This is a genomic window from Kitasatospora sp. NPDC002522 (assembly GCF_053595195.1).
Genome location: NZ_JBSFXE010000021.1, coordinates 112,554 through 133,260, shown reverse-complemented (window position 1 = coordinate 133,260; position 20,707 = coordinate 112,554). Strand labels below are relative to the sequence as shown.

Below are 20,707 nucleotides of genomic sequence, written 5' to 3'. Positions count from 1 at the left end.
CTGCAGGGGGGACCCTGTGGGAGAGTAGGACGCCGCCGAACAATCTTTCAGAAGAAGCCCCCTGACGGGATGTCAGGGGGCTTCTTCGCGTTCTCTGACAGATTCCGGGACAGAAAAGGACCCGACAGGTCCGTACCATTGCCGGTTCCGGCGGTGGGCGGCACACTGTGGCGTCATGGTCGTGGAGCGGGACGAGGGCACCGGCGAGAGAGCTGGGCGGGGCGGCGACGCTTTTCGGGCGTTCTATGAGGCGGCGTACGGGCAACTGGTGGCGCATCTGTACGCGCTGACGGGCGATCTGGGCGAGGCGCAGGATGCCGCGCAGGAGGCGTTCGTCCGGGCGTGGAACCACTGGGGGCGGCTGTCGGCGCATGAGAATCCGGTGGCGTGGGTGCGGTTGACGGGGCAGCGGATCGCGATCAGCCGGTGGCGGCGGGCGCGGACGGCGTTGCAGAGCTGGATCCGGCACGGGGACGCGAATCTGCCGGTGCCGGGCCCCGGACCGGAGACGGTGGCGTTGGTGGAGGCGTTGCGGCGGTTGCCGGAGGCGCAGCGGTCGGCGTTGGTGTGGCATCACATGGGGGGTCGTTCGGTGGCGGAGATCGCCGCGGACGAGGGGGTCCCGGTGGGGACGGTGAAGGCGCGGTTGCATCGGGGGCGCCAGGCGTTGGCGGTGCTGTTGGGGGAAGAGCCGGCGGCGGTCGCGCAGGAGCCGGTGGTCGCGCCGCTGCGGCCGGTTCGGGCGGGCGCCGCGGGTGAGCAGGGGGCGGCGGTGCGGGACGGCGGGGCTGACGGGGAGCCGGCGGCTGTGGAGTTGACGGAGGATCAGGGCGCGCCGGTGCGGGTGCCGGAGGACTGTGGTTCGCGTGTCTAGGGGCGGGGTGGACGAGGAGGACCGTCCGGCGATTCCGGCCGGGCGGTTGGAGGACTTGTTCGACGGGCTGCGGCGGGAGGTGGTGCTGGGGGTGCCGGTGCCGCCTTCGGCGGAGGTGGTGCGTCGGGGGGTGCGGCGTCGGCGGCGTCGGGTGGGCGCGGCGGCCGGGGCGGGGGTGCTCGGGGCGGCGGTGCTGTGGTCGGGCTTGTCGGTGTTGCCGGCGCGGGGTGGGCACGGGGTGGCGGGTCATCCGGTGCCGGATTCGGTGGCGCCGTTGCCGTTGCCGACGGATGGTCCGTCGTTCCCTTCGGTGGCGCCCATGCCGGTGGTGCTGGATCGGGTGCCGGGTCCGTTGGCGTCGGCGGAGGCGCCGGTGCGGTCGCTGGTGCTGGACGTGTCGCGGTTGCCGAGTGTGCTGGGGGCGTACGGGCCGTGGGCGGTGGCCGCTGACGCGTCGCCGAGCGCGGAGGCGGGTTCGCCGTCGCCGGGGTCCGGCGAGGTGGTGACGGAGACTGCGGAGCCGTTCGCGGAGGGGTGCGTGGCGAGGCTGGTGCGGTCGGTCGGGGCCGAGCAGGTGTGGGGGGAGGCTTACACGGACGGGGGCCGGGAGGAGGTGACGGCGCACCAGTTCGTGTTGCGTTTCGGGAGTTCGCAGGAGGCGGCGCTCGTGGGTGGCCGGTTGCTGGCGGGTGGGGACTGCGTGGCGCCGAGTGCGGGCTGGGTGGTGGAGCAGCAGGTCGGCGGGGTGGTGGCGTTGGGGGTGGAGGTGCCGGTGGCGGCGGCGGAGGAGGTCGCCGTGCACGTGGACGGGCCGCTGGTGGCGGTGTTGACGGTGCATCGGGGTGGGCGCGGGGTGTGGCCGGGGGAGGGGTTGTCGGAGCCGTTCCGGGATGCGGCGACGGAGTTCCTGGCGTTGGGTGACTCCCCGGCGCAGTGAGGCGGGCGAGCTGGTCGCTGCGGACGCGGGGGAGCTCGTCGAAGCGAGGCGGCGGAGCCCGTCCAGGGTTCTTCAAAAAGTTGGGGTTCATCGAAAAATTTCCGGAACTCGATGCAACCTGCCCCTGGCCTGCCGCGTAAGTGTGATGGGACCGCTGCCGCTTGGGCGGTGGTCCGACGGGGGATGCGCTCGGCCGGGTCATCGGGGCAGAACAGGGGACTGCCCCGGTGTCCGGCCGAGCGGGCCGCCGGTGAGCGGCGGTCGGCGGGCCCGGCCGGGGAGAGGTGGGGTGCCGTGGGCGTGGGGGCGGTGTCGGAGCCGGCGGGGTTGCGCGGGCGGGTGACGGGTTCGGGGTCCGGGCCGGTGGAGTCGATGGTGGTCTGCGAGAACCTGGTGCGGATCCATCGCGCCGAGGGGGTCGAGGTGCAGGCCCTGCAGGGGCTGGATCTGACCGTGGAGGACGGCGAGTTGCTGGCCGTGGTCGGGGCGTCGGGGTCGGGGAAGTCGACGCTGCTCGGGATCCTGGCGGGGCTGGACGTGCCGACGGCGGGCAGTGCCCGGGTGGCGGGGCACGATCTGCTGGCGATGGGGAGGCGCGAGCGGCTGGATTTCCGTCGCCGGACGGTGGGTTTCGTCTGGCAGCAGACCGCTCGGAACCTGTTGCCGTATCTGACGGCGGTGGAGAACGTGATGCTGCCGATGGGCTACGCGGGGGTGCGGCGCCGGGAGCGGCGGGCGCGGGCGGTGGAGTTGCTGGAGCTGCTGGGGATCGGCCGGTTGGCGGGGCGGCGGCCGGCCGAGATGTCGGGCGGTGAGCAGCAGCGGGTGGCGATCGCGGTGGCCAATGCGAACGCCCCGGCGCTGTTGCTGGCGGACGAGCCGACGGGGGAGTTGGACAGTGCGACGGGTGAGGAGATCTTCGGCGCGCTGCGGGCGGTGAACGAGGAGCTGGGGGTGACGGTGCTGATCGTCACCCATGACCTGATGGTGGCTCAGGAGGTGCGCCGGACGGTGCGGATCCGCAACGGCCGGACCTCGACGGAGGTGCTGCGGCCGGAGCGCGGGGAGCCGGGGGTGGAGTACGCGGTGCTGGACCGGGTGGGCCGGTTGCAGTTGCCGCAGGACTTCACCGAGGCGCTGAGGCTGCGCCGCCGGGTGCGGTTGGCCCTGGAGGAGGACCACATCGGGGTGTGGCGGGTCGAGGAGTCGGAGGTGCGCGGGTGACCGAGGCGATGGTGGTGGTGGAGGGGGTGCACCGGACGTTCGGCGTGGGGGACCGGGCGGTGCACGCGGTGCGCGGGGTGTCGTTCACGGCGCATGCGGGGGAGCTGACGGCGCTGCGGGGCCGCTCGGGGTCGGGGAAGACCACGCTGCTGAACCTGGTGGGCGGGCTGGACACCCCGTCGGCGGGGCGGATCAGCATCGACGGCACGGATCTGGCGGGGTTGGACGAGGCGGGTCGGCTGGCGCTGCGGCGGGACCGGATCGGGTTCGTGTTCCAGTCGTTCGGGTTGATCTCGGTGCTGACGGCGGCGGAGAACGTCGGGGTGCCGATGCGGCTGCGGCGGGTGGCGGTGCGGGAGCGCGAGGAGCGGGTGCGCGACCTGCTGGCGATGGTCGGGCTGAGCGAGCAGGCGGCGCAGCGTCCGGCGGAGCTGTCGGGTGGTCAGCAGCAGCGGGTGGCGGTGGCGCGGGCGTTGGCGAACCGGCCGGCGTTGCTGGTCGCGGACGAGCCGACCGGGCAGTTGGACGCGGACACCGGGCTGGCGATCATGCGGTTGCTGCGTTCGGTGGTGCGCAGCGAGGGGGTGACGGCGCTGGTGGCGACGCACGACCAGCAGCTGATGGAACTGGCGGACCGGGTCCTGGAGTTGCGGGACGGCCGGATCGTCGAGTAGTCGGGGGCCCGGGTGCTGGACCCGGGCCCCCGCGTGGTGGGGCGGGTTCAGGCCCAGAGGTCGCGGACCTGGTCGGCGACGCGGGCGGCCTGGGCGCGGCCGGCTTCGGCGGCGGGGGTGCGGACGGCCGGGTCGAGCGGGTTGGCGCCGAACGCGGCGCGGGAGTCGTCGTCGGGGGTGAGGGCGAGGACCCGGGCGGTCTTCTCCAGCTCGACGATCTCCGGTTCGGTGAACTGGTCGGGCATCGGGGAGAGGATGAGGACGGCTTGCTGACCGGTCATCAGGTCGGCGTTGTTGGAGCTGCGGACGCCGCCGTCGGTGTAGCGGTGGCCTTCGATCTCGACGACGGGCCAGATGCCGGGGACGGCACAGCTGGCGGCGACGGCGTCGACCAGGGGGATGCCGGAGTCGCGGTCGAAGTAGCGCGGTTCGGCGGTGTCGACGTCCACGGCGACGAGGGTGAGCGGCCAGCTGGGCCAGTCGTGGCGGGGGAGTCGGCCGGCGATGACGGCGTGCCGGTCGGCGGCGGGGACGGTGTCGGCGGCGAGGGCGAGGGCGCAGAGCCGGCGGCGGAGTTCGGTGCGGTCGGTGACCTCGTCCAGCAGCTGGTTGAGGGTGGCGATGACCGTGCCGAGGGCTTCGAAGGGAGGTGTGATCTCGTGGTTCTGCAGGCCGGGGTCGGTCTGTCGCCGGTAGAGCTCGGCGAGCGGGAGGCCGCCGGCGAGCTGGGCGGCGACGGTGGAGCCGGCGGAGGTGCCGATCACGTGGTCGGCGCGGCCGGGGACGTCGATTCCGGCTTCGGCGAGGCCGTGCAGGAGTCCGGTCTGCCAGGCGATGCCGGTGAGTCCGCCGCCGCCGAGTACCAGTCCGCGCAAGGTGGTTCCCCCTGTAGTCGGCGTGCGCTCCGGTGGGGCGCACGCGCCGTCAAGATGATGACAATTCTCCCCCAGTGACGGACTGATCAGCGGATATTCGGATCAGAAGTCGTAATCTCTGAGGCATGGTGGACACGGGCCGCGGCCGACTGCGGATCTATCTCGGGGCGGCCCCGGGGGTCGGCAAGACGTACGCCATGCTGTCCGAGGCGCACCGGCGCCGGGAGCGGGGCTCCGACGTGGTGGTCGGCTTCGTGGAGACGCACGGTCGGGAGCGGACCGCCGAACTGCTGGCCGGGTTGGAGATCGTCCCGCGCCGTGCCATGACGCACCGCGGCGCCGACTTCACCGAGCTGGACCTGGATGCGGTGCTGGCCCGCGACCCGGCGATCGTGCTGGTCGACGAGCTGGCGCACACCAACGTCCCCGGCTCGCGCAACGCCAAGCGCTGGCAGGACGTGGAGGAGCTGCTGGCGGCCGGCATCGACGTGATCTCCACCGTCAACGTCCAGCACCTGGAGTCGCTGGGCGACGTGGTCGAGGGCATCACCGGGGTGCGGCAGCGCGAGACCGTCCCGGACGACGTGGTGCGCCGGGCCGACCAGATCGAGCTGGTCGACATGTCCCCGCAGGCGCTGCGCCGCCGTCTCGCGCACGGCAACGTGTACGCGCCGGAGAAGGTCGACGCGGCGCTCGCCCACTACTTCCGGCCCGGCAACCTGACCGCGCTGCGCGAGCTCGCGCTGCTGTGGACGGCCGACCGGGTCGACGAGTACCTGCAGCGCTACCGGGCCGAGCAGGGCATCCAGGGCACCTGGCAGGCCCGCGAGCGGATCGTGGTCGGCCTGACCGGCGGCCCCGAGGGCGCCACGCTGATCCGCCGGGCGGCCCGGATCGCCGCCCGCGCGTCGGCCGGTGAACTCCTCGCGGTGCACATCACCCGGTCCGACGGACTGTCAGGTTCCTCGCCGCAGGCGCTGATCGAGCAGCGGGCCCTGGTGGAGAGCCTCGGTGGCTCCTTCCACACCGTGCTCGGCGACGATCCGGCGGCCGGCCTGCTGGACTTCGCCCGCGGCGTCAACGCCACCCAGATCGTCATCGGCACCAGCCGGCGCAAGTTCTGGCAGTACGTGTACGGGCCGGGCGTCGGCTACACGGTGACCCGGGACTCCGGCGACATCGACGTCCACATGGTCAACCACGAGCACGCCGCCCGCGGCCGCGGCCGGATCCCGATCCGCAAGGTCACCGACCTGGGCCGCACCCGCACCCTCGCGGGCTGGTTCATCGGGGTGGCCGGGCCGCCGCTGCTGGCGGTGCTGCTCACCCACTTCCACGGGCTCGGGCTCTCCACCGACATGCTGCTGTTCCTGTCGCTGACGGTCTGTGCGGCGCTGGTCGGCGGGCTGTTCCCGGCGATCGCCTCGGCGCTGGTCGGCTCGTCCGCGCTCAACTACTACTTCGCGCCGCCGGTGCACACCTTCACCATCTCCGAGCCGCAGAACATCATGGCGGTGGCGATCTTCACGGCCGTCGGCATCGCGGTCGCCACGGTGGTCGACCTGGCCGCCCGGCGCAGCCACCAGGCCGCCCGCAGCCAGGCCGAGGCGCAGACCCTGTCCGCGCTGGCCGGCACCGTGCTGCGCGGCGCGCCGAGCGGTGAGGGGGTGCTGACGGCGCTGCTGGAGCAGGTCCGGGAGACCTTCCAGCAGGACGCGGTGGCGCTGTTGGAGCGTCCCGACCCGCACACCGCGTGGCACACCGCGGCCTCCGCCGGGCCGCGTCCGCCGGCCGGCCCCGAGCAGGCCGACGTGGACGTGCCGGTCGGCGAGCGCCTCGCCCTGGTGCTGCGCGGCCGGGTGGTGCCCGCCGAGGACCGGCGGATGCTCGGCGCGTTCGCCAACCAGGCCGCCGTCCTGCTGGACCGCCGCCGCCTCGCCGGGGAGGCCGCCGCCGCCCGCCGGGAGGCCGAGGGCAACCGGATCCGCACCGCGCTGCTCGCCGCCGTCTCGCACGACCTGCGCACCCCGCTCGCCGGGATCAAGGCCGCGGTGACCTCGCTGCGCGCCGAGGACGTCGAGTGGGAGCCGGAGGACGAGGCCGAGCTGCTGGCCGGCATCGAGGCCGGCGCCGACCGGCTGGACCACCTGATCAACAACCTGCTGGACATGAGCCGGCTGCAGACCGGCACCGTCACCCCGCTGATCCAGCCGACCGACCTGGACGAGGTGGTGCCGTTCGCGCTGGGCGGCGTCCCGGCGGGCAGCGTCAAGCTGGACGTGGCCGAGACGTTGCCGATGGTGCGCGCCGACGCCGGGCTGTTGGAGCGGGTGCTCGCCAACCTGGTGGAGAACGCCGTCAAGTACAGCCCGGACGGCAGCCCGGTGCTGGTCAAGGCCGACCGGCTGGACCAGGCGGGGCGGGCGGCCCGGGTCGAGCTGCGGATCGTGGACCGCGGCCCGGGCGTCCCGGAGGAGGCGCGGGAGCGGATCTTCGCGCCGTTCCAGCGGCACGGCGACGCGCCGCGCGGCAACGGCGTGGGCCTGGGCCTGGCCGTCGCCCGCGGCTTCGCGGAGGCGATGGGCGGCACCGTCACCGCCGAGGACACCCCCGGCGGCGGACTCACCATGGTGGTCGCGCTCGACGCCGTCGACCTGCACGACCACCCCGACAACCGAAAGGCCGGTCCCGCATGACCCGGGTCCTCGTCGTGGACGACGAACCGCAGATCGTCCGCGCGCTGGTGATCAACCTGAAGGCCCGCAAGTACGAGGTCGACTCGGCGCACGACGGCGCGAGCGCCCTGGAACTGGCCGCCGCCCGCCACCCCGACGTGGTGGTGCTCGACCTGGGCCTGCCCGACATGGACGGTGTCGAGGTGATCCGCGGCCTGCGCGGCTGGACCCGGGTGCCGATCATCGTGCTCTCCGCCCGGCACGCCTCCGACGAGAAGGTGGAGGCACTGGACGCCGGCGCCGACGACTACGTCACCAAGCCGTTCGGGATGGACGAGCTGCTGGCCCGGATGCGCGCCGCCGTCCGCCGCGCCGAACCGGTCGCCGCCGAGGGCGAGTCGGTGATCGCCACCGAGTCCTTCACCGTCGACCTGGCCGCCAAGAAGGTCAACCGGGACGGCGCGGACGTCCGCCTCACCCCGACCGAGTGGCACCTGCTGGAGGTGCTGGTGCGCAACTCCGGCCGACTGGTCAGCCAGACCCAGCTGCTGCAGGAGGTGTGGGGCCCCGCCTACCGCAAGGAGACCAACTACCTGCGGGTCTACCTGGCGCAGCTGCGCCGCAAGCTGGAGGCCGACCCGTCGCACCCGCGGCACTTCATCACCGAACCGGGCATGGGATACCGGTTCGAGCCGTGAACGGACGGCCGGACGGGACCTGCCGCTCTGCCGCCGGGCGGTGCCGAACCGGTACCCTTCCGGCATGAGTGGTGACAACATCGGCGCGCCGGCGCAGGGCCGTTTCCGCCGCATGCTGACCCGGCTGACGTCCTCCTCGGAGGAGCTCGCCGCGCAGGAGCTGCGGCAGGACACCGCCGAGGCGGGCTGCACCCCGATCGCCGCCTGCGGCGACCGCGAGGTGGTCACCGTCGCCGGCACCCTGCGGACGGTGACGCTCCGCCCGCGCGCGGGAGTCCCGGCGCTGGAGGCCGAGCTGTTCGACGGGACCGAGGCGCTGGACGTGGTCTGGCTGGGCCGTCGCTCGATCGTGGGAATCGAGCCGGGCCGCCGTCTGATCGCCAGCGGCCGGATCAGCCATGCACGCGGCCGTCGCGTGCTCTTCAACCCCCGCTACGAGCTGCGTCCGGTGGGACACGGGAGCGAGTCAGCGTGACCAACGAGGCCGAGGCCGCCCGCATGACCCCCGACGACCGGCAGGACGACGACAACAGCGTGTACGAGCGGGACGCCTCCAAGGAAGCGGCCGAGACGGTGCTCAAGGCCTTCGGCGGCGTCCGCGGCATGGTCGACATGACGCTGCCGGGCCTGGTCTTCATCATCGCCTTCAACATCACCCACAAGGTGCCGGTCGCCGCCTGGTCGGCGCTGGCCCTGTGCGCGGTGTTCGTGGTGATCCGGCTCGCCCGCCGGGAGACCATCCAGCACGCCTTCAGCGGCGTGTTCGGCGTGGCGATCGGTGCCTGGATCTCCATGAAGACCGGCAAGGCGCAGGACTTCTACCTGCCGGGCCTGCTGTGGAACGTCGGCTACTGCGTGGCGCTGGCGATCTCCGCATTGGTCCGCTGGCCGATGATCGGCGTGATGCTCGGCCCGATCACCGGCGAGATGTTCACCTGGCGCAAGCAGAACCCCGGCCGGCTGGCCGCCTACACCAAGGCCACCTGGGCCTGGGTGCTGATCATGGGCCTGAAGCCGCTGGTCCTCTTCCCGCTGTACTTCACCGGCAACGTCAACCTGCTGGGCTGGCTGAAGGTCGCGCTCGGCATCCCGCCGCTGCTGCTGGCGATGTACGTGACCTGGCAGATCCTGCTGAAGGCGCCGCCGCCGATCAAGGCGGAGGTCCTCGAGGACGAGGACGAGCAGAAGTGAACGAAGGGCCCGCGCCGACGGCGCGGGCCCTTCGTCGTCGTTCGCGGGATCAGCCGGCGAGCAGCGTCTCCAGCTCCTCCTCGCGTTCCTGGGCGGCGACGAACAGCAGCTCGTCGCCGGCCTCCAGGGTGTCGTTGCCGCTGGGGACCAGCACCCGGCCCTCGCGGATGATGGTGACCAGCGCGGTGTCCACCGGCCAGGCCACGTCGCCGACCCGGGTGCCCACCAGTGCGGTGTCGGCGGCCAGGGTCAGCTCGACCAGGTTGGCGTTGCCCTGGGAGAAGCGCATCAGCCGGACCAGGTCGCCGACGCTCACCGCCTCCTCGACCAGCGCCGACATCAGGCGCGGGGTGGAGACCGCGACGTCCACGCCCCAGGACTCGTTGTACAGCCACTCGTTCTTCGGGTTGTTCACCCGGGCGACCACCCGCGGCACGCCGTACTCGGTCTTGGCGAGCAGCGAGACGACCAGGTTGACCTTGTCGTCGCCGGTCGCGGCGATCACCACGTGGCAGCGCTGCAGCGCGGCCTCGTCCAGCGAGGTGATCTCGCAGGCGTCGGCCAGCAGCCACTCGGCCAGCGGGACGCGCTCCACCGAGATGGAGTTGGGGTTCTTGTCGATCAGCAGGACCTCGTGGCCGTTCTCGAGCAGCTCGCCCGCGATCGAACGGCCGACGGCACCGGCTCCGGCGATGGCGACGCGCATCAGTGATCAGCCTCCTCGGGGCCCTTGGCGAAGGCGGCCTCGACGGCGGCCAGCTCGCTGCGGCGCAGCATCACGTGGACCAGATCGCCTTCCTGCACGACCATCTGCGGCGTGGGCAGCACGCCCTCGCCGACCCGGGTGACGAACGCCACCCGGACGTCCGCGGCGGCCTCCAGCTCGGAGACGCGGTGCCCGACCCACGCGGCGGAGAACGCCACCTCGGCGAGCTGGATTGCGCCCGACGGGTCCTGCCAGACCGGCTCGGCGCCGCTCGGCAGCAGCCGGCGCAGCATCTGGTCGGCGGTCCAGCGGACGGTCGCGACGGTGGGGATGCCCAGGCGCTGGTACACCTCGGCGCGGCGCGGGTCGTAGATGCGGGCCGCGACGTGCTCGACGCCGAAGTTCTCGCGGGCGACCCGGGCGGCGATGATGTTGGAGTTGTCACCGCTGGAGACGGCGGCGAACGCGCCGGCCTCCTCGATGCCCGCTTCCTTCAGGGTGTCCTGGTCGAAGCCGACCCCGGTGACCCGGCGGCCGTTGAAGCCGGCGCCGAGGCGGCGGAACGCCGTCGGGTCCTGGTCGATGACCGCGACCGAGTGGCCTTGTTTCTCGAGCGTTCTGGCGAGGGCGGAGCCCACGCGCCCGCAGCCCATGATGACGATGTGCACGCGACTACCTCACCCGGTCCGTTGGGGTCATGACCTGCGTAAACACCGCTCATCGTCCTTCCGTGCCCCGGAATTCGGGGGCGAGTCGTGGGCCGCGCCTGGGATCCGACGCGCCGGGCAACTCGGTGTTGCCCGTTAACTCTTCATCCGACACGCTAGCCGGTCCGCCGAACACAGTCGCGAGCAAGGTGGCACCGGGGGCATGCGGCGGCACCGGGAGCCCTTACGATTCCTTGCTGTGCCTATGCCTGCTGACCTACCGAAACGCATCCTGATCGGGCGTGCCCTCCGCAGCGACAAGCTCGGGGAGACCTTGCTGCCCAAGCGGATCGCGCTGCCGGTGTTCGCCTCCGACGCCCTGTCCTCGGTCGCCTACGCCCCCGAGGAAATCCTGCTCACGCTGTCGCTGGCCGGCGCGTCGGCGATCCACTTCTCGTGGCAGATCGGCGTCGTGGTCGCCATCGTGATGCTCGCGGTGGTCGCGTCGTACCGGCAGAACGTCCACGCCTACCCCAGCGGCGGCGGCGACTACGAGGTCGCCACCGTCAACCACGGGCCGAACTCCGGCCTGGTGGTGGCGAGCGCGCTGATGGTCGACTACATCCTCACCGTGGCGGTGTCCACCACCTCGGGCGTGGCCAACGTGGTCTCGGCGGTGCCCGCGCTGCGCGGGCACGAGCTGGGGCTGTCGGTGACCCTCGTCATCGTGCTGATGGGCATGAACCTGCGCGGCGTCCGGGAGTCCGGCAGCGCGTTCGCCGTCCCCACCTACGCGTTCATGTTCGGCGTGATCGGCATGGTCGGCTACGGCCTGGTGCGGCACTTCGCGTTCGGCGCGCAGATGCCGGCCGAGAGCGCGCCGTTCCACCTGGAGGCGACGCCCGGCAACGACTCGCTGGCCGGGTTCGCGCTGGTGTTCCTGCTGCTGAAGGCGTTCTCCTCCGGCTGTGCCGCGCTGACCGGTGTGGAGGCGATCTCCAACGGCGTGCCGGCGTTCCGCAAGCCGAAGAGCAAGAACGCCGCCACCACGCTGCTGATGATGGCCTCGATCGCCGTGGTGATGTTCATGGGCATCATCTACCTGGCGCACCTGACGGGCACGCAGATGGCCGAGAACCCGGTCGAGCAGCTGGTCGGCGCGCCCGAGAACTACCACCAGAAGACCGCGCTCGCGCAGATCTCCGAGGCGGTGTTCTCCAACTTCACCCCGGGCTTCTACTTCATCGCCGGCGTCACCGGCCTGATCCTGGTGCTGGCCGCCAACACCGCCTTCAACGGCTTCCCGGTGCTCGGCTCGATCCTCGCCCAGGACCGCTACCTGCCCCGCCAGCTGCACACCCGCGGCGACCGGCTGGCGTTCTCCAACGGCATCATCCTGCTGGCGGGCGCGGCGATCCTGTTCATCGTGGCGTTCGGCGCCGACCCGAACCGGCTGATCCAGCTGTACATCGTCGGCGTCTTCGTCTCCTTCAACATGAGCCAGTCCGGCATGATCCGGCACTGGACCCGCGAGCTGAAGACCGAGACCGACCCGAAGAAGCGCGCCCACATGCAGCGCAGCCGGGCGATCAACACCTTCGGCCTGGTGATGACCATGGCGGTGCTGATCGTGGTGCTCGCCACCAAGATCAGCCACGCCTGGATCGCGATCGCCACCATGGTGGTGCTGTTCGTGATGATGAAGGCGATCCGCCGCCACTACGACAGCGTCAACACCGAGCTGGTGGCCGCCGAGGAGCCCGACGACGTCGCCCCGCCGACCCGGGTGCACGCCATCGTGCTGGTCTCCAAGCTGCACAAGCCCGCGCTGCGGGCCCTCGCGTACGCGCGACTCGCCCGGGCGCACACCCTCGAGGCGGTCACCGTCAACGTCGACCCGGTCGACACCGCGGCGCTCCGCCAGGACTGGGACGCGCGCGGCATCGACGTCCCGCTGAAGGTCCTCGACTCGCCGTACCGCGAGGTCACCGGGCCGGTGCTGGAGTACGTGAAGAACCTCCGCCGCTCCAGCCCGCGCGACGTCGTCGCGGTGTACATCCCCGAGTACGTGGTGGGCCACTGGTACGAGCACCTGCTGCACAACCAGAGCGCACTCCGGCTCAAGGGCCGCCTGCTGTTCAAGCCCGGCGTGATGGTGACTTCCGTACCCTGGCAGCTGGAGTCCTCGGAGCGGCGCAAGTCGCCCAAGGCGTGGTCCGCGCCCGGCGCGGTGCGCCGCGGCGAGCCGCGCCAGGCGGTGCCCGCCGCCGACGAGGGCCGGGAGAGCGACGCCGCACCGCGCGGCTGACCCGACCCGTTCCGCATCCCGTCCAGCCCCTGTAAGGAAACGACGCCGTGACCCGCAACAACCCGCCCCGTTCCTCCGGTCGGTCGGGACGCCCCGGCCGCGCGTCCGGCGCCAAGCCGGGGCAGGTGGCGCACCCGCGCTGGAGCTCCCGGCCGGCCCGCCCCGAGGCCACCGACCGGGAGGGGAACACCGCCCGCAGCCTGCCGCCGGTGCCGGGTGACGCCTCGTCATCGGCGAAGGGCGGTGCGGGTGCCAGGGGTGCCGGCGGTGCTGCGGGCGCCGGTGGCGCTGCCGGTGCCGGTGGCGCTGCCGCGAAGGGCGGCGCGGCCGGCGGGAAGGGCGCGGGTGCCGCTGCGGGTAAGGGTGCCGGTGCGGGTAAGGGCACCGGCGCCGGCCGGGGTGCTGTGAAGCAGGGGCGCAAGCCCGGGACGGTGCGGCCGCCGAAGGCCGTGCGGGCGGCGCAGCCGGTGCTGCGCGCCCCGTCCGGGGACCCGCTGGTGGGGGAGCGGTACGAGGTCGAGGTCGGGCCGGTCGCGCACGGCGGGCACTGCGTGGCGCGGCACGAGGGGCGGGTGCTGTTCGTCCGGCACGCGCTGCCCGGCGAGCGGGTGGTGGCGCTGGTGACCGAGGGCACCACCACCTCGCGGTTCCTGCGCGCGGACGCGGTGGAGGTGCTGGAGGCCGCCAAGGAGCGGATCGAGGCGCCGTGCCCGTTCGCCGGTCCGGGCATGTGCGGCGGCTGCGACTGGCAGCACGTCACCCCGGGCGGGCAGCGCAAGCTCAAGGGCTCGGTGCTCACCGAGCAGCTCGCCAAGCTGGCCGGGCTCACCCCGGCGGAGGCGGGCTGGGACGGCTCGGTGGAGCCGGTCGGCGGCAAGCTGGCGGCCGGCGAGGTGCCGGCCTGGCGCACCCGGGTGCAGTACGCGGTCGACGAGGACGGCGAGATCGGCCTGCGCAAGCACCGCTCGCACGACGTCCAGCCGATCGACCGCTGCCTGATCGCCGCACCCGGGGTCACCGAGCTCGGCGTCGAGGCCCGCGACTGGACCGGCCTGGCCGCCGTCGAGGCGATCGCCGCCACCGGTTCCTCGGACCGGCAGGTGATCCTGCGGCCGCGGCCGGGCGAGCAGCTGCCGCTGGTCGAACTGGACCGCGAGACCTCGATCGCCCGGATCGACGAGCAGGACCTGTTCCACCGGGTGCACGGCCGCACCTTCGTCCGCGAGCGGGCGGCCGGCCGCACCTGGCGGGTCTCCAACGGCGGCTTCTGGCAGATCCACCCGGAGGCGCCCGACACCCTGGTCGACGCGGTGCTCACCGGGCTCGACCCGCAGTGGGGCGAGATGGCGCTCGACCTGTACTGCGGCGTCGGCCTGTTCGCCGGGGCGCTGGCCGAGCGGGTCGGCGAGGACGGCGCGGTGCTCGGCATCGAGTCCGGCAAGCAGGCCGTGGCCGACGCCCGGCACAACCTCGCCGCGCTGGAGAACGTCCGGATCGAGTGCGACAAGGTCGAGACCCTGCTGCCCCGCACCGGCATCACCAGCACCGACCTGATCGTCCTCGACCCCCCGCGTTCCGGAGCCGGCCGCGAGACCGTCGCCCACCTCTGCACCCTCGAGGCCCGCCGCATCGCCTACGTCGCCTGCGACCCCGCGGCCCTCGCCCGCGACCTCGCCTTCTTCCGCGAGGGCGGCTACCGCCCGACCTCGCTGCGCGCCTTCGACCTCTTCCCGATGACCCACCACTTCGAGTGCGTCGCCATCCTGGAGCCGGCCGCCGAGTAGCCTCCGACGATCTGCCAGCCGACGGGCGCGGGGTGACCCCCGCGCCCGTCCGGCATTCCGGGACCCGGTGCGCTCCGGTGCCGGGGAGGCGCGGCAACCGGCGTTCCGGGGAGGCGATTTGGCGAAACCGGCTGATTGGCTGGTTTTCGCCGGGGCGCGCGCGGACATGGTGGGGAGCGGGGGGACGACGTGCGTGCGCCCTTGTTGTGCTAGCAATGCAGCGCTAGCTTGAATTCATGGCCAAGAAGCAGCTGAACGTCAGGGTGGACGCGACCACCGCCGAGATGGCCCGTGAGCGGGCCGAGCAGCAGGGGATCAGCATGAACCAGTACATCGAGCGCCTGGTACAGCACGACATGGGCGAAGCCGGACGGAACTTCGTCGACGCCGCGGCCCAGTTCATGAAGGAGCACGAGGCGTCGTTCCTCGCCGAGTTCGGGTCGCCGAGTGAACTGCAGGACGTGCGCCGTTGAAACTGGAGGTCGACCTCTCGTGGCTGCTCATGACCGCGGAGCAGTACACGCCCGGTGATCCCCAGGTCACCGACTACGGATCGCTGCTCGCCGCGATCACCAGGCACCAGGCCGAGGTGTTCGACATCGCGGTCTACCCCGAGCCGCAGGACCGGGCGGCGGCGCTGATGCACCAGCTGATCCGGGTGCCCGCGCTGGAGCGCAACAACGAGCTGTTCGCCACCGCCGTCGCGTACGCGTACCTGGTCGCGAGCGGCTGCCGGGTGGCGACCACGGCGCGCGAGGTGCGCAGCCTGGCCCGGGCGATCCGGGAGGGCAAGCTCGGCATCACCGGGGTGGCGGAGCGGCTGGCGATGTGGGTGATCGACGAGTCGGAGGAGGAAGAGGTCGGCGACGACGGCGACGACTGAGCGGTCGGCCCGGTGGCGGTGGGTGCGCCGTCGACCGGCAGGCGGTCGGTGAGCCGTCGCCCCGTGTCAGGGGCAGCGAGAGCGACGAGGCGTCCGCGCGCGGGATACCCTCGCAGTTCCCCCGGCCCCTGACGACCCGCGAGGAACCGCACTCTTGCTGCAGGACATCGAGCCCTACCTGGTCTGCCCGCACTGCGCCCGGCCGCTCACGCTGGACGGCCGTACGCTGCGCTGCCCGTCGGGGCACAGCTTCGACCAGGCCCGGCAGGGGTACGTCAGCCTGCTGGCCGGGGACGCCAAGGCGGGCACCGCCGACACCGCGGAGATGGTCGCCGCCCGCAGCTCGTTCCTGGCGGCCGGCCACTACCGTCCGCTCACCGAGGCGCTGCGCGTGGCCGCGGCGGGCATCGCAGCGGAGACCGGCCTGGTCGCGGACCTCGGTGCGGGCACCGGCCACTATCTCGCCGAGGTGCTGGACGCCCGGCCCGGTTCGGCGGGGGCCGCACTCGACCTGTCCAAGTACGCGCTGCGGCGCGCCGCCAAGGCGCACCCGGCGATCGGCGCGGTGGTCTGCGACGCCTGGCGTCCGCTGCCGCTGCGCGACGCCGCCGCGGACGTGCTGCTGAACGTCTTCGCCCCGCGCAACGGACCGGAGATGCGCCGTGTCCTGCGCCCCGGTGGCCGGCTGCTGGTGGCCGCCCCGACCAGCCGTCATCTGGGTGAGCTGGTCGGCGCGTTGGGGCTGCTGTCGGTGGACGAGGACAAGGACCGGCGGATCGAGGAGAAGCTCGGCCCGTGGTTCACGCCGGTGGGGCGCACCGAGGTGGAGTTCACCCTGCGCCTGGCCCGGGCGGACGCCGCCGCGGTGGTCGGGATGGGGCCGAGCGCCTGGCACACCGACCCGGCCGCGCTCGCCGCCGCGCTGGACGCGCTGCCCGAGCCGGTCGAGGTCACCGGATCGGTGCGGATCACCGCGTACGAGTGACGTCCCGGGCGGCCACGCCGACGGTTGGGACTCGAAGGGGTGAAAGACCGTCAGGAGGGACGTTTCTCCTGCTCAGGGCGGGCATAGGGTCCTCGGGGTGACCAGCCAAGCCCCCTCCGTCCATCTCCCGCCCGGCCCGCCCGGCCCCGCCGCGGCCCGCCCGAGTCAGCCCGCGGCCAGCCGGGTCCAGCGCCCGACCGTCGAGGAACTGCGGCTCACCTCCTTCAAGTCGTACCGCCGCGCCACGCTCCCGCTGTCGCCGCTGACCGTGCTGCACGGGCCCTCCGGGGCGGGCAAGTCGAATGCGCTGGACGCGCTGAGCGTGCTGTCCCGGCTCGCGCTCGGCGAGGAGATCCGGCCGTCGCTGGACGGCATCGGCGGGCTCAGCGGGCCGCTCGCCGTCCCCGTGCGCGGCGGCCTGGCCGGCTGCGTGCCGCACGGCCGCAACGCGATCATCCTCGGCTGCACCGTCCGCTCCACCGCCGGGCCGATCCGGCTGGAGGTGGTGGTGCGCACCGACGAACGGGTCCGGATCGCCCGCGAGTGGCTCACCCTGGACGGCCAGACCCTGATGGAGACCGGTGAGCAGGACGTCGGCCGCGGCCGGGTCAACGTCACCTGGCACAACGACTCCCGGCAGGGCGACATCCGTGCCCCGCTGCCCAGCTCCGCCCTGATCACCTCCCAACTGCCGCTGCGGGTGGCCGGTTCCTCCAACGGCGAGCGGAAGGTGCTGACCGCCGCCGAGCACCTGCTGACCGCGCTGCGCGAGGTCTTCCCGCTGCACCCCGTGCCCGCCGCGATGCGCGGCTGGGCACGCCCCGACCCGCAGGCCAGGCTGCTCGGCACCGCCGCCAACATCTCCGCCGTGCTCGGCCGGCTCAAGTACGAGTGCAACCGCCGCTGGGCCCGACTGCTGCGCGCCGTCCAGGCCGCCGCCCCGCACCCGCTGCTCGGTCTGGACGTGGCCCGCCGCGGCGAGGCCGGCCAGCAGCGGCTGCTCGCCGTCTTCGACGAGGGCGTGCTCGGCCGCACCGGCGCCGACCAGGCCTCCGACGGCATGCTGCGACTGCTCGCCTTCGCCGCCGTCCTGCTCACCGGCGCGGGCGTCATCGACGTCGACCCGGCCGACGAAGTGCCGGACGCCCACCGGCAGTTGGTGCTGCTCGCGGAGGACCTCGGGGCGGGCCTGGCGCACGAGCAGATCACCGCGCTGCTGCGGCTGGCCCACGAGGTCGCCGCCAAGGAGGACGTCCGACTGGTCGCCGCGCTGCAGGACCCGGGGCCCGCCGTCGGCCTGGACGGCCTCGACCTGATCGAGTGCCGGCGCGACCCGGCCACCGGCCACAGCCTGCTGCGCCGCACCGACCACACCGCCCGGGTGCCCGCGCAGGGCGCGCCGCCCCCTGGTGCGGACCACGCCGCGTCGGAGGGCGCCCCGGCGGCCGGTGGTGCGGTGGTAGACCTGGGGGAATGAGCGACCACCTGAGCGTGCCCGAACTCCAGCGGCGGCTGGCCGACTTCGCCGCGGCCCGGAACTGGGAGGAGTACCACACCCCGAAGAACCTGGCCTCGGCGCTGTCCGTCGAGGCCGGGGAACTGCTCGAGATCTTCCAGTGGTTGACGCCCGATCAGGCCGCGGCGGTGATGGCCGAACCGGAGAGCGCGCACCGCGTCCGCGACGAGGTCGCCGACGTGCTGGCCTACCTGCTGCAGTTCTGCACCGTGCTCGGGGTGGACCCACTGGCCGCGCTGGCGGAGAAGATCGACCGCAACGAGACGCGGTTCCCCGCCCCCTGACCACCTGCCCCCTCACCACCCGCCGCCTGACCACCCGCCCTCTGACCACCCGCCCTCTGACCACCCGGCACCGAATTCCCGGCTGCCGGAGGAATCAGCCGTTCTTCCCTCCTGCGGGGGACCTCGGTTGTCCACAGGCCCGGGTTGTCCACAGCCGCGGCGAACTCGCTGGGCCCGCCCTGGTGCCGGGCGGCACGCTGTGCCCCGTGAACGGCTGCCGAACGGCGGCGGCCGGTGAGCGAGGGGAGCCCCGCATGGAGGCGCTGCGACTGATCAAGACCGCCCGGCACGCCCTGGCCGCGGCCCGCGAGGTGCCGGACATCCTGCACGAGGCGTGGCAGGCCGGGCTGCTCACCGAGGCGGTCGGCGCCCGGATCGCCGACCGGGAGGGTGAACGGTTCGCCACCCTCGGGCAGTTGCTGTGCGACGCGGGCGCGCACACGGCCGGCTGTCTGCACCAGCCGCCGGACGTGGACGCGGACGGCGCGCTGGCCGAGTGGTCCAGGCCCGCCCGGGTGGAACGGCTTCACGAGCTGGGCGAGTTGGAGCCCGTGCTGGTGGAACTCTCCGCGCTGCTCGACGAGATGAGCGAGAGCCTGGTGGTGCTGGCCTGCGGGGCGGAGACCGAGAGCCTCTACTGGAGCTGCATCGACGGCCTGGACTCCGGTGCCGAGTGCCGCGACCTGGTGGTCGAACTGCTGCGGCAGGAGCGGCAGTCGAGCCGGGCACCGGCAGCGGGCGAGGCAGCGGGCGAGGCGGAGGGCGAATCGGCGGGCGAGTCGGACGGCAACGGCGAGCCGCGGGCGGGGCGGGTCACCGGGGACGGGCTGCCCGCGTGGCAGCGGGAGGCGGATCCCGCGCCGGGAGCGGCCCGGCGGGCGGAGCCGAGGCTCGTCGTCCCGCTGGGCCCGCCGGTCCCGGCGGCGTGCGCTCAGCCCCGGGTCGGGCTGTCCGCCGGGGTGTCCTGCTCGTCGCGGGCGGCGGAGGTGCGCAGGTCGGAGTCGAGTCCGGCCAGGTCGGTGTTGATCGAGGCGAGCAACTCCTGCATCTGCTCCAGCAGCGACTTCGGAGTGGCGGGCGCGCCGCCCGCGGGTGCGCCCGGGGTGGGCGGCTCGGTCCAGGGCTCGGACATGAGGGGGCCCCTTCAGCTCGGTGGTGCGGTATGAGGCGACGGATGTCGGCGCCGCCGGTCCAACGAGCGCCCGCCGCACGCGGTCACCCCGGACCACCCGATGAGGTCCAACCCCCGCCGCAGGTCAGCCCCAGGGGTGAGCCCGGTTTGCGACCCGCGCTCCGCTCGGCTAGGGCGCCGAACGGAGCGCGGACGACCTGACGGCACGTGTCCTGAAAGGAGATCAGTTGTGCGCGTGCAGATCCGCGTTCAGACCGCCCCACGAGCCGGTGCGGGCGATCACCTCGACCGCGCCGGACTGCGAGTTGCGGCGGAACAGCAGGTTGTCCTGGCCGGAGAGCTCGACCGCCTTGGCGACGGTGCCGTCCGGGGCGGTCACCCGGGTGCCGGCGGTGACGTACAGGCCGGCCTCGACCACGCAGTCGTTGCCCAGCGAGATGCCGATGCCCGCGTTGGCGCCGAGCAGGCAGCGCTCGCCGACCGAGACGACCTGCTTGCCGCCGCCGGAGAGGGTGCCCATGATCGAGGCGCCGCCGCCGATGTCGCTGTGGTCGCCCACCACGACGCCCGCGCTGATCCGGCCCTCGACCATCGAGGTGCCCAGCGTGCCGGCGTTGAAGTTGACGAAGCCCTCGTGCATCACCGTGGTGCCCTCGGCCAGGTGCGCGCCCAGGCGCACCCGGTCGGCGTGCGCGATCCGGACCCCGGAGGGCGCCACGTAGTCGGTCATCCGCGGGAACTTGTCGATGCCGTACACGGCGAGCTGGCCGCCCTGGGAGCGCACCGCCAGCCGGGCCTGCTCGACGTTGCCCACCGGCACCGCGCCGATCGACGTCCAGGCGACGTTGGCCAGCAGGCCGAAGATGCCGTCCAGGTTCTGGCCGTGCGGCTTGACCAGCCGGGCGGAGAGCAGGTGCAGGCGCAGGTAGACGTCGTGCGCGTCCAGCGGCTTCTCGTCCAGCGAGGAGATCACGGTGCGCACCGCCACCACCTCGACGCCGCGCCGGGCGTCCGGGCGCAGCGCCTCGGCCGCGCCCGGGCCGAGCGCCAGCTCGGCCTCCTCGGCGCTCAGCCGGACGGTGCCGGAGGGGCCAGGGGCGGCCGCCAGCTCGGGGGAGGGGAACCAGGTGTCGAGGACGGTGCCGTCGGCCGCGATGGTCGCCAGGCCGGCGGCGACGGCGCCGCTTGCGGTGGTGGAGGTTTCAGCTGTCACATCCGGCACGTTAACCAATCCGGGCGGCGACTTACCAACACGCTCACCGGACGGACAAAACCTGGTGCTCACGCACAGTTCGAGCAGCCATACTCGACCGG

Annotated in this window: 20 protein-coding genes; 16 read left to right on the top strand and 4 right to left on the bottom strand. The window is 73.2% G+C overall.

All coding sequences use genetic code 11. The features are described from left to right. Positions 1 to 175 precede the first annotated feature (175 nt). From ACWD4U_RS19615 to ACWD4U_RS19600, 4 genes are all read left to right on the top strand, one after another. Complete coding sequence (locus ACWD4U_RS19615) at positions 176 to 874, top strand: SigE family RNA polymerase sigma factor (RefSeq protein WP_363452668.1); 699 nt, start codon at positions 176 to 178, stop codon at positions 872 to 874. Positions 875 to 881: 7 nt separating this feature from the next. After that, a complete protein-coding gene (locus tag ACWD4U_RS19610; RefSeq protein WP_449787243.1) occupies positions 882 to 1,811 on the top strand; it encodes a hypothetical protein in 930 nt (309 codons plus the stop codon). A 372-nt stretch (positions 1,812 to 2,183) separates the two neighbouring features. Continuing rightward, entirely contained in the window at positions 2,184 to 3,035 is an 852-nt protein-coding gene (locus tag ACWD4U_RS19605) for an ABC transporter ATP-binding protein (RefSeq protein ID WP_363452686.1), read from the top strand. An 8-nt stretch (positions 3,036 to 3,043) separates the two neighbouring features. Then, positions 3,044 to 3,709, top strand: a complete 666-nt coding sequence (locus ACWD4U_RS19600; protein WP_363452684.1) for an ABC transporter ATP-binding protein — start codon at positions 3,044 to 3,046, stop codon at positions 3,707 to 3,709. Positions 3,710 to 3,756: 47 nt separating this feature from the next. On the opposite strand, the gene ACWD4U_RS19595 is transcribed toward ACWD4U_RS19600, so the two are convergent. Then, entirely contained in the window at positions 3,757 to 4,584 is an 828-nt protein-coding gene (locus tag ACWD4U_RS19595; RefSeq protein ID WP_363452664.1) for a patatin-like phospholipase family protein, read from the bottom strand. A gap of 125 nt (positions 4,585 to 4,709) precedes the next feature. Between ACWD4U_RS19595 and ACWD4U_RS19590 the strand changes: the two genes are divergently transcribed. The 4 genes from ACWD4U_RS19590 to ACWD4U_RS19575 all read left to right on the top strand — a co-directional run bounded on the left by ACWD4U_RS19590 (position 4,710) and on the right by ACWD4U_RS19575 (position 9,148). Beyond that, positions 4,710 to 7,280 (top strand): sensor histidine kinase KdpD, encoded by a 2,571-nt coding sequence (locus tag ACWD4U_RS19590; RefSeq protein ID WP_363452662.1) that lies wholly within the window; start codon positions 4,710 to 4,712, stop codon positions 7,278 to 7,280. After that, positions 7,277 to 7,957, top strand: a complete 681-nt coding sequence (locus ACWD4U_RS19585; RefSeq protein WP_363452660.1) for a response regulator — start codon at positions 7,277 to 7,279, stop codon at positions 7,955 to 7,957. Before ACWD4U_RS19590 ends, ACWD4U_RS19585 begins: the two co-directional genes overlap by 4 nt. A gap of 64 nt (positions 7,958 to 8,021) precedes the next feature. After that, positions 8,022 to 8,432, top strand: coding sequence for an OB-fold nucleic acid binding domain-containing protein (locus ACWD4U_RS19580; protein ID WP_363452658.1), 411 nt, complete (start codon positions 8,022 to 8,024; stop codon positions 8,430 to 8,432). Beyond that, complete coding sequence (locus ACWD4U_RS19575) at positions 8,429 to 9,148, top strand: DUF3159 domain-containing protein (RefSeq protein ID WP_363452656.1); 720 nt, start codon at positions 8,429 to 8,431, stop codon at positions 9,146 to 9,148. The genes ACWD4U_RS19580 and ACWD4U_RS19575 overlap by 4 nt, the downstream gene beginning before the upstream one ends. A 49-nt stretch (positions 9,149 to 9,197) precedes the next feature. Here ACWD4U_RS19575 and ACWD4U_RS19570 read toward each other — a convergent pair whose 3' ends face one another. Then, entirely contained in the window at positions 9,198 to 9,854 is a 657-nt protein-coding gene (locus tag ACWD4U_RS19570) for a potassium channel family protein (RefSeq protein WP_363452654.1), read from the bottom strand. Beyond that, positions 9,854 to 10,522: a potassium channel family protein gene (locus ACWD4U_RS19565; protein WP_363452652.1), complete on the bottom strand. Its 669-nt coding sequence runs from the start codon at positions 10,520 to 10,522 to the stop codon at positions 9,854 to 9,856. The genes ACWD4U_RS19570 and ACWD4U_RS19565 overlap by 1 nt, the downstream gene beginning before the upstream one ends. A gap of 238 nt (positions 10,523 to 10,760) precedes the next feature. Between ACWD4U_RS19565 and ACWD4U_RS19560 the strand changes: the two genes are divergently transcribed. The 8 genes from ACWD4U_RS19560 to ACWD4U_RS19525 all read left to right on the top strand — a co-directional run bounded on the left by ACWD4U_RS19560 (position 10,761) and on the right by ACWD4U_RS19525 (position 19,427). Further along, positions 10,761 to 12,809 carry an APC family permease gene (locus ACWD4U_RS19560; protein ID WP_449787242.1) on the top strand — a complete coding sequence of 683 codons (2,049 nt, stop codon included), beginning with the start codon at positions 10,761 to 10,763 and terminating at the stop codon, positions 12,807 to 12,809. A 449-nt stretch (positions 12,810 to 13,258) separates the two neighbouring features. Then, a complete protein-coding gene (locus ACWD4U_RS19555) occupies positions 13,259 to 14,593 on the top strand; it encodes a class I SAM-dependent RNA methyltransferase (protein WP_449787246.1) in 1,335 nt (444 codons plus the stop codon). Between the two features lie 236 nt (positions 14,594 to 14,829). Continuing rightward, positions 14,830 to 15,066: a toxin-antitoxin system HicB family antitoxin gene (locus tag ACWD4U_RS19550; RefSeq protein ID WP_363452648.1), complete on the top strand. Its 237-nt coding sequence runs from the start codon at positions 14,830 to 14,832 to the stop codon at positions 15,064 to 15,066. Next, a complete protein-coding gene (locus tag ACWD4U_RS19545) occupies positions 15,063 to 15,476 on the top strand; it encodes a fic family toxin-antitoxin system, toxin component (protein ID WP_363452646.1) in 414 nt (137 codons plus the stop codon). The genes ACWD4U_RS19550 and ACWD4U_RS19545 overlap by 4 nt, the downstream gene beginning before the upstream one ends. A 154-nt stretch (positions 15,477 to 15,630) precedes the next feature. Further along, positions 15,631 to 16,461 carry a putative RNA methyltransferase gene (locus ACWD4U_RS19540; RefSeq protein ID WP_363452644.1) on the top strand — a complete coding sequence of 277 codons (831 nt, stop codon included), beginning with the start codon at positions 15,631 to 15,633 and terminating at the stop codon, positions 16,459 to 16,461. Positions 16,462 to 16,558: 97 nt separating this feature from the next. Continuing rightward, positions 16,559 to 17,938 (top strand): AAA family ATPase, encoded by a 1,380-nt coding sequence (locus ACWD4U_RS19535; RefSeq protein ID WP_363452642.1) that lies wholly within the window; start codon positions 16,559 to 16,561, stop codon positions 17,936 to 17,938. Continuing rightward, on the top strand, positions 17,935 to 18,261 hold the full coding sequence (locus tag ACWD4U_RS19530; protein WP_363452640.1) for a nucleotide pyrophosphohydrolase: 327 nt from the start codon (positions 17,935 to 17,937) through the stop codon (positions 18,259 to 18,261). Before ACWD4U_RS19535 ends, ACWD4U_RS19530 begins: the two co-directional genes overlap by 4 nt. A gap of 254 nt (positions 18,262 to 18,515) precedes the next feature. Beyond that, positions 18,516 to 19,427, top strand: coding sequence for a DUF6099 family protein (locus ACWD4U_RS19525; protein WP_363452638.1), 912 nt, complete (start codon positions 18,516 to 18,518; stop codon positions 19,425 to 19,427). A 189-nt stretch (positions 19,428 to 19,616) separates the two neighbouring features. Here ACWD4U_RS19525 and dapD read toward each other — a convergent pair whose 3' ends face one another. Next, positions 19,617 to 20,606, bottom strand: coding sequence for a 2,3,4,5-tetrahydropyridine-2,6-dicarboxylate N-succinyltransferase (gene dapD, locus ACWD4U_RS19520; RefSeq protein WP_363452636.1), 990 nt, complete (start codon positions 20,604 to 20,606; stop codon positions 19,617 to 19,619). Positions 20,607 to 20,707: the final 101 nt, after the last annotated feature.